The sequence below is a fragment of the Dyadobacter fanqingshengii genome (assembly GCF_023822005.2).
Taxonomy (GTDB): Bacteria; Bacteroidota; Bacteroidia; order Cytophagales; family Spirosomataceae; genus Dyadobacter; species Dyadobacter fanqingshengii.
The window spans coordinates 2,075,982-2,088,440 of record NZ_CP098806.1 but is presented as its reverse complement, the minus strand read 5'-3'; the positions used below and the strand labels follow the sequence as shown (position 1 = coordinate 2,088,440).

Sequence of the window (12,459 nt, the reverse complement as noted above, 5' to 3'; positions counted from 1 at the left end):
GAATTATTCAATTTTGCGATCTCAAAACTGACTATCCTATTCACAAACAATTTATTTCTCATGAACAAAATCTACCTTATGCATAGCTGTAAGCGCAGGTTGTTTCTCCTGGGAAGCAACATTTCCAAAACAGCAATGCTCCTCGCGTTGATCGCCGTGACCGGCGGTCCGGGAGAGGCCAAAGAACTGGCAAATGCGGAGAAATCCCCGTCAATAACTTCAAAATCAGGCTTTGTCAATGCTAATGCCGAACGCCAGATCAGTGGTAAAGTGACCGATGTGGCCACGTCGGAAGGATTGCCGGGTGTGAATGTCGTGATCAAAGGCAGCCAGACCGGAACTGTGACAGATGTTTCCGGAAACTACTCCCTGAGCATCCCGGATGAAGGTGCCGTATTGGTATTTTCATATGTGGGTTACATTAGCCAGGAAGCAGAAGTGGGCACAAGAAGCACTATTGACCTGCAACTCGCAGCCGACGCCAAAGCCCTCAGCGAAGTGGTCGTCGTAGGTTACGGAACGCAAAAAAAGGTGAACCTCACAGGTGCCGTAGATCAGGTAGGGCAGGAAGTTTTCCAGAACCGGCCTATTTCAAACATTGCGCAAGGACTTGTAGGAGCTATCCCTAACCTGAACCTCCGCATGTTTGATGGAAAGCCCACCCAGTCACCGAGCTTCAACATCCGGGGAACGACGTCGATCGGACAGGGCGGAAGTGCTTTGGTGCTCATTGATGGGGTGGAAGGTGACCCGCGTATGTTGAACCCCAATGACATTGAAAGCGTGTCGGTTCTGAAAGACGCTGCCTCCGCCTCCATTTATGGTGCCCGGGCTGCATTTGGTGTGGTGCTTATCACAACCAAAATGCCGGTGGAAGGGAAAACATCATTCTCTTATTCAACCAATTTCGCCGTCAAATCACCAACGGAAGTTCCGGATAATATCACCGATTCTTATCCATGGGCTCAGGGATTCAGCGATGCCTGGTCGCGGTGGAATGATAACGGCAGTACACCCACAGCAATCAATAAAACCATTAGCTTTTCCCCGGCCTACCTGGCCGAGCTCAAAAGAAGATACGAGGATCCTAGTTTGCCAAGAGTAGAAGTGAACCCTGCCACAGGCGAGTATCAGTATTATTACAGCACCGACTGGTATAAAGAGCTTTACAAGGAACGCTTCACTGCGCAGGACCACAATATGTCCATTTCCGGTGGAAGCGATAAAGCCACTTTCCTGCTAAGCGGGCGTTATAATGGACAAAGCGGATTGTTTAGATACAACTCTGATAATTATCAGATGTACAATTTGCGGGCAAAAGGGGCCATTCAGCTTACGCCGTGGCTGCGCATTGATAACAACACCGAATATTCTTCCCAGAAATACCATCAGCCGCTCAATGTTGGGGAAGGCAGCGGCATTTACCGGAACATTGCCGATGAAGGCCACCCGTTGGCCCCATTGCTGAATCCGGACGGAACATTGTCGTTCTCAGCTGCTTACACAGTGGGTGATTATTATTATGGTAAAAATGCCATTGACCAAACCCAGCGGTTCCTGAAAAACCAGATTGCCGCAAAAGCGCAGTTTTTCGATAAAGCATTGTCGATCCGTGCCAACATGACATTCCAGAGCACGGATATTGGTTCGCAGCAAAACCGCGTACAGGTGCCTTACAGCCGTGCAAAAGGCGTAATTGGTTACACCGGAACTAACACAAATGATATCCAGGAGCGTAAAAGAACAACCAATTACCTGGCCACCAACTTTTACGCGGATTATAACAAATCATTCAACCAGGCGCATAACCTGACATTGCTGGCCGGGGTTAACTATGAGCAGTCCATTTACAGCAATCTGGCTGCGCAGCGGAACGGGATCGTTTATTCAGGTGTCGACGACATTAACCTCGCATTGGGACAGAGCATTGTAACCAATGGAGGCTACCAGAAATGGGCCATCGCCGGAGGCTTCTTCCGTATGAACTATAACTTCCGCGAACGTTATCTGCTCGAAGTGAACGGACGTTATGACGGTTCTTCCAAATTCCCGACCGACCAGCAATGGGCATTTTTCCCATCGGCATCAGCGGGTTGGAGGATTTCAGAAGAGCCATTCTGGCAGGTTAGCCCCAAAGTGCTTTCCAATGTAAAACTCCGTGTTTCCTACGGTTCGCTTGGTAATGGTAACATTGCCCCGTACACATTTAATGAACGGTTTGGTATTGGTCAATCCGGAAGGGTTATCAACGGAATTCGCCCGCAGGCAACGCGCCAGCCTAATGTAGTTCCCGACGGTCTTACCTGGGAAACGTCTACAACGGGCAACATTGGTTTTGAATTTAACAGCTTAAATAAGCGCCTTACATTCGTAGGAGATCTGTATCGCCGGTGGACGACAGACATGTTTACTCCGGGGCCAACATTACCTGCGGTTTTTGGAACGGGCGTTCCAAACGGGAATTATGCCGACCTGAAAACGACAGGATGGGAGCTTTCCATCAACTGGGAAGACCATTTCACATTGGCTTCCAAACCCTTCAATTACAGCGCACGCTTTACGCTTGCAGACTCAAAAGCGATCATTACCAAATACAATAATCCCGACAAAAACCTGTCCGATTATTACGAAGGGCAGCAAGTAGGGGAGATCTGGGGTTACCGCGTTGAAGGGCTTTTCAGATCACAGAATGAAATCGCGGATTCGCCTTCGCAGGCCAACATTCCAAACACGAACACGCGAAAAAATTATGTGGGTGATCTCAAATTTAAGAACCTGGATGGCGATGATGTGATCTATCAGGGCTTAAACCGCGTAGGAAATTCGGGAGATAAAACGATCATTGGAAACTCGGAGTCGCGGTATATTTTTGGGGTGAACCTTTCGGGTGACTGGAACGGCTTCTTCCTGGCGGGACTCTTCCAGGGTGTTATGAAACAGGATTGGTATCCATCTTCGGAAGCACGTTTTTGGGGACAATATAACCGTCCCTACAATGCCTATCCACGCTGGCAGCAGGATAATATGTTCCGCGAGGAGCTTGGGAATTTCGACGCTTACCTGCCGCGTCTTGTAGGTTACACTGCACAGGGCGCGGGGCGGGCATTGCAGGTTGCCAACGACCGTTACCTGCAGAATGCTGCTTACATCCGTTTAAGAAATCTGCAAGTAGGCTACACAATCCCACAAAGCATTATCTCGAAAATTCATGCTCGTGATCTGAAAGTGTATTTGTCTGCGGAAAATCTCTGGACCTGGTCACCTATGTACAAATGGACGCGCGACACAGACGTGACCAGCATTTACGGATCAGACCGGGATCTGGGTGGCGGATCCAGCGGTGACGGTTACAATTACCCGATGCTGAAAGCGATATCCATAGGTCTTTCACTCAATTTTTGATCTATCATGAAAACTACAAAGCTATTTAAATATACACTGGCCCTGCTGTTACTCGGCAGCGCGAGCTCCTGCGACCTTACCGAAGTGCCGGTTGATACTGCTACCAACGAAGCCATATTTGCCTCGGAAAGTGGGCTAGAAATTTATACCAATTCATTTTACGACCTGCTTCCCAACACAGACGTGGGTGTGTTTCAAGACGACGATAACTCGGACCTGGTGGCGCGAAATGGTGTAGATAATTACCTGGCAGTAGGCGCGCTGAGTCCGATCACGAGCTCGGGATGGAGCTGGACAGATCTTCGGAATATCAATTATTTTATTGAGAATGCTGAAAAGAGCACAGTGCCGACCAAAAATCATTATCTGGGTGTTGCGCGTTTTTTCCGGGCGCTGTTTTATTTTGAGAAAGTGAAAAGGTTTGGTGATGTGCCCTGGATCGATAAAACGATTGACGTAAAAGACGAGGAAACATTGTATGCGAAGCGCGACGATCGTTTCGAAGTGATGGACAAGGTGCTGGCCGATCTCGATTTTGCCATCGAAAACATTACCCTGACAACCGACCCTACCGTAACGCGGATTACCAAGAATGTGGCGCGCGCTTACAAAACACGGATCTGCCTTTTTGAAGCTTCATTCCGGAAATATCATACGGATTACGATAAGGGGACAACGGCCGGCAAGTGGTATGAAGAAGTGGTGAAAGAGGCAAACAGCATCACAGGTTTTACGTTGCATGAAGGTGTTTCGTTGGATAAAGCTTACCGCGAAATGTTCATCGCCAGGTCTGCATTTACGGATGAAACCATTCTTTCTGTGGCATTAAGTGCCAGTTTACAGGTGTTCAGCTCTGCAAACCGCCGTTTTATCAGTCCTACTTATGGCAACCGCCCGAGCTTGACGCGCCGTTTTATCAACACTTATCTCAACCTTGACGGGACGCCTTTTACCAGCAAGCCAGCTTATAAGACGACGCCATTTGTGGAAGAAGTGAAAAACCGGGATCTGCGGCTTAAACAAACCATCCGCCTCGGCGATTACCGCAGAACGGAAAATGGCGTAGGTGTTGTTGCACCACCGAATTTTAGCCAGACATACACGGGTTATCAGCCAATAAAATGGTCCTATGACGAGCGCTTCCCTTACGACGATGAAAGCCGCAACGACAATGCGCACATTATCATGCGATGGGGCGAAGTGTTGCTGAATAAGGCCGAAGCATTGGCCGAGCTCAACAAAATGACCGTTCCGGATTGGACGGCAACCATTGGCGCGCTGCGCAAAAGGGCAGGCATCACCGGGACGACGCTTACAACATTACCAAAGGTTGCAGATCCATATATGATGGCATTTTTTAATGGTAAATTCACCAATCCGATATTGCTCGAAGTGCTCCGTGAAAGGGGCGTCGAACTGATTTTTGAAGGCCTCCGCCCGGATGATCTGAGACGCTGGAAACTGGGAGCCCTGTTCCAGGAAGCGCCTATGAACGGCATGTACGTTCCTGCGCTCGGAGAATATGATCTCAATGGGGACGGAACAAAAGATGTGTATTTTTACCAGGGAACAAAACCAACCTCCACAACTCCCGGCATTGCGTTCGTGGATGTAAGCCCGTCCACCGCAGTAGGAAGGGTACAGCTTTCCAACGGAACCTCAGGCGAAATTATCTGGAACCCGGGCCCCCGCGAATGGGCTGACAAAAAATACCTTTACCCGATCCCAGAAGGCGACCGTACCAGAAACCCGGACCTCGGGCAGAATCCGGGTTGGTGATCAGGAAAATTCATTATTAGCGTTGTAAAATAGAACAAGGTAATCAGCGAAGGCTGATTGCCTTTTTTGTGCAATGCCTTAATGCTGGATGTCCAACCGCGGCAGCGACTTCCACCAGGCCAGCAACTTCCCGCTCAGTTCATCTGTCTTCTTTGTTTCACCGGCTGCTACATTATTGAGCTCCGCAGGGTCTTTGACAATGTTATAAAGTTCTGCATTGCTGCCGTCGTGGCTTGTGAGGAGCTTCCATTCGCCGGAGCGGACTGCCAGTTGGGGACTTTTGCCGTTGCCTTTGGGGTAGGCGTAGGCGATGGTGTTGCGGCCGTATTCCCAGAACATTTCTTTTTTTCGTAATGATGATTTGCCCAACAAAACCGCAGAGCGGTCAACGCCGTCACCCTGGTAACCAGCGGGCAGCGTTACATCCGAAAGTTTGGACAATGTGGGCAGCAGGTCCGTTGCGTGCAACTCCGATCGTTCGTCGGTTTTCCCGGCAGGAATGTGCCCAGGCCAAGTCGCAATGAAAGGCATCCGAATTCCGCCTTCGTATAGCGAGAGTTTTGAGCCGCGATATACGCCGCTTCTGGTGCCGCCAAAAGTAGGAAGTGCGCCATTGTCGCTGGTGAAAATGATAATGGTGTTATCAAAAAGTCCGCGCGCTTTGAGCCCGTCGATGAGCCGACCGATCTGAATGTCGTATTCTTTGAGCACGCGTTTGAATGCTGCTTCTGACTGGGGCTTTAATGCTTCTTCACCTGCTCCGGGCTCTGGAACCCAGGGTGTGTGGACTTCATCGGGCCAGAGGTTTACGAAGCAAGGCTGGTCTTTGTGGCGACTCATGAAATCCAGTGTTTTATCCACAAAATAAGCCGTGCGGTTCCATCTTTTAATGCTGTCCCTATCCGACCAGATCCAGTTTGTAGCGGTAAGAAGCGGGTCGGGTTCCGGGCTTTCGTAGGTGCTGGCGTGCTCGTCGATGCCGTATTGGTCAAACTTCGGGGCTTCGGTAACATCCCTGCCGCCGCCCATGTGCCATTTGCCGAAATGGCCTGTCGCGTAACCGGAATTCTTGAAAAACCGGGCAATGGAAGGCGCGTCGGGATTAAGAAAATCCGTCTGCTCAGCGTCCTTATTGTGGTTCTTTTTATCAAGATAAGTCACAAAATTCCATCTTCCGGGATACATTCCGGTTAATATGCTGGCGCGTGAAGGTGAACAAATGGGTGCGCCGCTGTAATAATGTGTGAGCTTCAATCCGCTTGCTGCGAGCTTGTCAATATGGGGTGTAGGAACAAGTTTTCCGCCGAATGCACCCACGTCGCCTACGCCCATATCATCCGTGAGAATGATGATCACATTGGGTTGCGACTTGCTTTTTTCCGGGTTTTTGCGTTGCCCGACAGCTGGCATGCATTGCAGCAACAACCAAAGTCCTGCCGATAATTTAAACAGATTTATTCCTTTCATCAGGTTAAGCGATTTCGTTTTTTTTTCAAAAAATCCAAAGCTGGGAAATCATCGCCGTAATGTCAATTGGCAGTAATCGTTTCCCAGCTTTGGATCAAGGCAGTCATTATTCTGCAATTCTGATATGCTTCATTTTAGAAGGCAGCCAAACCTGCATAGGGCCCTTTCCGCGATTGGCCCAGGTGTAATAAGGGATTGCGTTGACCAGCTGCGGTTTTGTTTGCACATTCAAACCATCCGCGGCGGGTTCAACTTTCAGCAAACTGGCTTGTATGGAGACGATCGACTCGTCCAGAACCTGACCATTTTGTATGCTGAATGTTGGATTTTCCGGAACCAGCAAATTCCATACTTCACCGGCATTATCCGCGCCTTCCACGCAATACACCAGCGGCCCGCGTTGCAGCGCAATGCGATCCTCGTTCGCTTTCACTTCCTTCCGTGCTTTCACCTGACGCACTTCCACAGGCAGCTTTACTTCGATCTCATCACCATTTTGCCAGGTCCGATCGATGACCGCATAGCCTTTGTCGAGCTGGTAATCTAGTGGTTTTCCATTGAGTAAAATCTGCACTTTTTCTATCCCTGCGGTCTTAAAGCTGTAAAGCTCACCTGGGACAGCCGTGTTCGCTGCCCAGCCGGGAATTCGAATGTTTAACGCATATTTTACCTTCTGACTTGGCGTCATTTTAATCTTAACATGGCCATCCCACGGATAATTTGTCTCCATAAAGAGCGGAACGCTCGTTTTTCCGATTTGAAACCGGGTATCGCTGCCTACAAAAAGATTGACCCAGATCTTATTCTCAGATTTACCATAAATATAATCACCCACTGATGCCACCAGCCGGGCAATATTGGACGGGCAGCAAGCTGTTCCAAACCACGCATTCCGGGCATTATTACCCATTGATGAAAGAGGGTTTCCATAAAAGAAAAGATCGCCGGTCAGGCTTAGCCCGTCCAATGCACCATTGTAAAGGCTGCGTTCCAGCACATCCACGTACTTGGCGTCGCCGGTTAATGCATTCATCCGCTGGTTCCAGAACACCATGCCCACAGATGCGCAGGTTTCGCTATATGCTGAACCGTTTGGCAGATCGTAATCCTCTGAAAATCCTTCATTGCTTCCGGAAGAGCCAATTCCGCCCGTCAGATACATATTCCGGTAAACCACATCCTCCCAAACCGTGGTCATTGCAGTCAGATAACCCGGATCCTGGGTTACTGCCGCGACGTCGGCAGCGCCTGTGTATTGATACATGGCTCGCACGGCATGTCCTGTAATTTCCTTTTGCTGTTTCACAGGAACATCATCCTGGCAATATGCGGGATCTTTCCACTCGTCCCAGATTTTTCCCTTGCCGTTGCCACGGCCACGCTGATCCAAAAACCAGTCCGCCAGTTTCAGATATCGATCTTCTTTGGTCAAATGATACAGTTTCATTAGCGCCAGCTCAATTTCCTGGTGCCCCGACACCCAGGGTCGGTTAACCACGCGGAAAGTCGAATCAATGTGGTCGGCGAAACGAATGGCTACATCCAGCAATTTCCGTTTCCCGGTTGTGTTGTAATAAGCTACGGCAGCTTCCATTAAATGTCCGGCGCAGTAATCCTCGTGCTTTTCCATGTCGGTCCAGCGCTGGCTCATGTCGGTGAGCGTGTAGAAAGTGTTTAGGTAACCGTCTGGCTGCTGGGCTGCGGCGATCTTGTCAATCCACTCGTCCGCTTTCTTTTCAAGTGCAGCGTCAGGGCGGTTTTTCAGCGAGTATGCCATTGCCTCGATGGCTTTGTAAACATCGCTGTCGTCGTAGTAAATCCCCTCGTGTTTTTCTCCCTGCTTGCGGGCCGCTTTTTCAAAATTCCTGATCCGCCCCGATTTTTCCTCAGTCTGAATGATACAGGCATTCAGCGTCGCTGTCGCCACTTTTTCCTGTTTGGGCTTCCAGAAACTATCATGAATGGTGACGTCCGAAAAACGTACGGGCTGAATGCGCTGCGCTTGAACATGAAGCACATTCAGGCAGAACATGCTGGCCGCAATCAGGGATATTTTGGTGGTATGCTGCATGGTGAATTTCGTTTTGATCAAAAGTTTCACTTTTTCCGGATTACAGGAAGATAAAACTAATTCAATGGAAAGCCTGAACATCCCGCTTTCTCATGTAAAATCCGCGGACGCTTAGGGCACCATCGGCGGTACTTGCGCTTTGCAACATGGATCAATGCGGCAAGCTCGCTGCCTGCCAGTCCGTTATTCTCGGCTTTTTTAGGCAAGCATGTGTTGGAGAGCAAATTCTAAACATTAATAACCGGCTCGTGCAGAAGATGCGAAACACACTATTCTCTCCTAAATGCGTAATTCGGGAATCAACGAATAAGACAAATAAATTTATTATCCTATAATTCCGATAGACAATAAATATTTAATTTCTTTTTAATATGTTTGCAGAAGAATTGTCAGTGTCTGAGGCTCTTGCAGTCTTTTAAATAAGTATTAGCCAAATAAAATATCGCAAAACAACTATGAAAGAAAATGATCGCCAATTGAACACTGATAAAAGTGTCATGTAATTTTTACAAAACTCAATATTACCACTCTTACAAAAATACAATTCATGAAAACACGGTTTCTATATTTGATTTATCTGACATTTCTCCTGTCGGGATCTGTCATTGCCCAGCGACGGGTTGTAACCGGGACCATTACGGACGCCAACGACGGCTCGCCGCTCCCGGGCGCTTCGGTGGCCGTAAAAGGCACTTCATCCGGAACACTTTCGGATGCGGACGGTTCTTTCAGCCTCAATGTAAATGATGATGCTTCCATCCTGGTCGTGTCATTTATTGGTTATCTGGCTCAGGACGTGGCCATTGGCAATAGCGACAAAATTGCCGTTGCATTGAAAGCCGACACCAAGATCCTGAACGAAGTGGTGGTCACTGCCCTGGGAATCTCCCGCGAAAAACGTGCACTGGGTTATGCCGTGCAGGAGGTGAAAGGTGAGGCATTGCAAACCAGGCCTACCAATGCACTTAGTGCCCTTTCCGGGAAAGTGGCCGGCTTACAGGTTGTAACTTCCGGCGGCAACATGGGCGGATCGTCGCGCGTGCTTTTGCGTGGGATCAACTCCATTTCCGGCAACAACCAGCCTTTGTACGTGATTGACGGAACGCCGATCGACAACGCGGACCTGAACAGCGCGGCAACGAGTGCGGGAAGCGGCGGAAAGGATGTGGGTAACATGATCCAGGATCTTAACCCGGACGATATCGAGAATATTTCGGTGCTGAAAGGACCTTCTGCGGCTGCGCTTTACGGAACCCGGGCGGCCAACGGGGTGATTTTGATCACGACCAAAAAAGGCAAGGAAAACAGCAAAGTGAACATTACCCTGAACACCGGAATTGAATTCGAACAGGTAGTGCGTTTACCTAAGCGCCAGAAATTATACGGCGGCGGTTTTTCAGGCACATTTCAACAAGCCAACATCGGCGGGACCAATTACAACATTGCCGAATATGCCGTCGATGAGAGCTGGGGCCCGAAACTGGATGGAACGCCCGTTTTGCATTGGTATAACCTGGATCCCGAGAACACAGCGGAATATCTGAAACCGCAGCCATGGAGTTATCCTAAAAACGATGTGCATTCATTCTTTGAAACGGGTGTGGCTAATACAAACAGCCTGTCTGTCAGCGGCGGAAATGCCAACTCGACTTACCGCCTTTCTTACACCAATAAAAATGTAAAAGGAACGGTGCCCAATTCTTCGTTGAAAAGGAATTCGATCAACTTTTCAGGATCCACGCAACTGGGTAAATTGAAGGTTTACAACAATTTTAATTATATCAAAAACCAGTCGACCGGGCGTCCGTGGACGGGTGCTACCAACCGGAACATTATCCTCGAAGCATTCCAGTGGGGCGCGGTTCAGGTGGATTATGACAAACTTAAAAACTACAAAAGAGCGGACGGAACGCAGATTTTGTGGAACCGCAGCGGCTATCAGAACACACCGGCAGGCGAAGCTGCCAAATTTATCGATAATCCTTACTGGTCTGCTTACGAAAGTTATCTGGACGAAAACCGCGACCGTTTTTACGGAAATGTCGGTCTGATGTACGACGTGAACAGCTGGCTGAAAGTAAGCGGAAAAGTGAATGCGGATGTTTACAATTATCAATATCAGGACCGCATCGCAGTCTATTCACGTACGCAATCGCAATACCAGGAATACATCAATAATTTCAGCGAGTTCAATTACGAGTTGCTGGCTTCTGCCAACAAAAGCTGGGGCGAAATCTCATTAAATGTGAACGCAGGCGGAAACATTATGAGCCAGAAACGACGCATCAGCGATGCGGTGACGCAGGGTGGCTTGATCATTCCTGAGTATTACAATCTCAAAAACGCGAGCTCGGTTTTGGTCAATTCGAATGCTTACCGCAAGCAGATCAATTCACTTTTTGCGAGTTTCTCATTGGGCTGGAAAAGTTTGCTTTTCTTAGACGGGACATTGCGTAACGACTGGTCATCCACATTGCCGATTGGTAAAAATTCTTTTGCATATCCTTCCTTAACTACGAGTTTGATCCTGAGCGAGCTGAATGGCGTGAAAGACATTGGCTGGCTGGACTTCGCGAAAGTCCGCCTGGGCTGGGCGCAAGTGGGTAACGATACAGACCCTTACCAGTTGCAACGCGCTTATGAAGCCACACAATCGTTTGACGGACTGGCTTCGTATAAATTGCCAAACCAGCTCAATAACCAGGCTTTAAAACCTGAAATCACGAGCTCGTGGGAAACGGGTCTGAGCATTCAGGCATTCAAAAACAGGGTAGGGCTGGACGTGACTTACTATGACAATGTAAGCCGCAACCAGATCATTAATATTCCGGTTTCTTCTGCCTTCGGGTATGATTCCAAGGTAATTAATGCGGGTAAGATCAATAATAAAGGTGTGGAGGTGACATTAACCGGCACGCCGATCCGTCAGAATGGTTTCGAGTGGAATTCGAGCCTGAATTGGTCGCGGAACCGTAATAAGGTGATCCAGCTGGCGCCGGGTGTTAACACATTTCAGTTAGCTAATAGCCTTATAACATTGGTAGCACGCGAAGGCCAGCCTTACGGGCAGATCCTGGGCAACGATTTCATTTACGCTGCTGATGGCCAGAAAGTGATTAAGGCGGACGGAACATACGAGCGCGGTCAGCAACTGACGCCGCTGGGCAGTGTTTTGCCAAAATATCTTTTTGGTTTCCAAAACAGCTTTACTTACAAAAACTTCAACCTGGGCTTCCTGCTGGACGGTCGGGTAGGCGGAAAATTCTTCTCGCAAACTTATAAAGTGGGAATGTACTCCGGCGTACTGGACAAAACCGCAGCCAACAATGTACGTGAAACCGGAGTGGTGCTGGACGGCGTAAAAGGAACTGTGACTTACAATGCGGACGGAACCTACGAAGTGACGAACACATCGGTCAACGACACGCGCATTACCGCGCAAGCCTGGGCACGGGGCGAGTATAGCGGCCCGACGCCACAAACCATTTTCGACGCCACATTTGTGAAACTGAGAGAAATTACTTTCGGCTACAACCTGCCGTTGAACAATAAGGCCGTTAAATCGCTTTATTTCGGCTTGTACGGACGGAATCTGGTGAACATTTACACTGCCAGCAAATACATTGATCCCGAATTCACAAGCAGCGGCGGTAACATTCAAGGGCTTGAAGGCGGAAGCATTCCGGTGCCAGCCACATACGGTCTGAATGTCAATGTGAAGTTCTGAGCCAGCTAATTAT

The 12,459-nt window shown here is 48.9% G+C and carries 5 protein-coding genes; 3 read left to right on the top strand and 2 right to left on the bottom strand.

Annotated elements, in window-relative coordinates; translation table 11 throughout:
- The first annotated feature begins 60 nt into the window (after nt 1–60).
- The gene (locus NFI81_RS08405; protein ID WP_234612940.1) at nt 61–3,402 is read left to right on the top strand and encodes a SusC/RagA family TonB-linked outer membrane protein; all 3,342 of its coding nucleotides are present in this window, start codon (nt 61–63) and stop codon (nt 3,400–3,402) included.
- A gap of 6 nt (nt 3,403–3,408) precedes the next feature.
- Nucleotides 3,409–5,181: a RagB/SusD family nutrient uptake outer membrane protein gene (locus tag NFI81_RS08400; RefSeq protein ID WP_234612942.1), complete on the top strand. Its 1,773-nt coding sequence runs from the start codon at nt 3,409–3,411 to the stop codon at nt 5,179–5,181.
- A 78-nt stretch (nt 5,182–5,259) separates the two neighbouring features.
- Here NFI81_RS08400 and NFI81_RS08395 read toward each other — a convergent pair whose 3' ends face one another.
- Both NFI81_RS08395 and NFI81_RS08390 read right to left on the bottom strand, forming a co-directional pair.
- Nucleotides 5,260–6,648, bottom strand: a complete 1,389-nt coding sequence (locus NFI81_RS08395) for a sulfatase family protein (RefSeq protein WP_234612943.1) — start codon at nt 6,646–6,648, stop codon at nt 5,260–5,262.
- A gap of 106 nt (nt 6,649–6,754) precedes the next feature.
- Nucleotides 6,755–8,719 carry a glycoside hydrolase family 127 protein gene (locus NFI81_RS08390; protein WP_234612944.1) on the bottom strand — a complete coding sequence of 655 codons (1,965 nt, stop codon included), beginning with the start codon at nt 8,717–8,719 and terminating at the stop codon, nt 6,755–6,757.
- Between the two features lie 547 nt (nt 8,720–9,266).
- Here NFI81_RS08390 and NFI81_RS08385 point away from each other — a divergent pair.
- Complete coding sequence (locus tag NFI81_RS08385; RefSeq protein ID WP_234612945.1) at nt 9,267–12,446, top strand: SusC/RagA family TonB-linked outer membrane protein; 3,180 nt, start codon at nt 9,267–9,269, stop codon at nt 12,444–12,446.
- The last annotated feature ends 13 nt before the right edge of the window (nt 12,447–12,459 follow it).

Bases quoted from the DNA above. Each gene is read 5' to 3' on its own strand.
- NFI81_RS08405 (WP_234612940.1), top strand. From the start codon at position 61: ATGAACAAAATCTACCTTATGCATAGCTGTAAGCGCAGGTTGTTTCTC.
- NFI81_RS08400 (WP_234612942.1), top strand. From the start codon at position 3,409: ATGAAAACTACAAAGCTATTTAAATATACACTGGCCCTGCTGTTACTC.
- NFI81_RS08395 (WP_234612943.1), bottom strand. From the start codon at position 6,648: ATGAAAGGAATAAATCTGTTTAAATTATCGGCAGGACTTTGGTTGTTG.
- NFI81_RS08390 (WP_234612944.1), bottom strand. From the start codon at position 8,719: ATGCAGCATACCACCAAAATATCCCTGATTGCGGCCAGCATGTTCTGC.
- NFI81_RS08385 (WP_234612945.1), top strand. From the start codon at position 9,267: ATGAAAACACGGTTTCTATATTTGATTTATCTGACATTTCTCCTGTCG.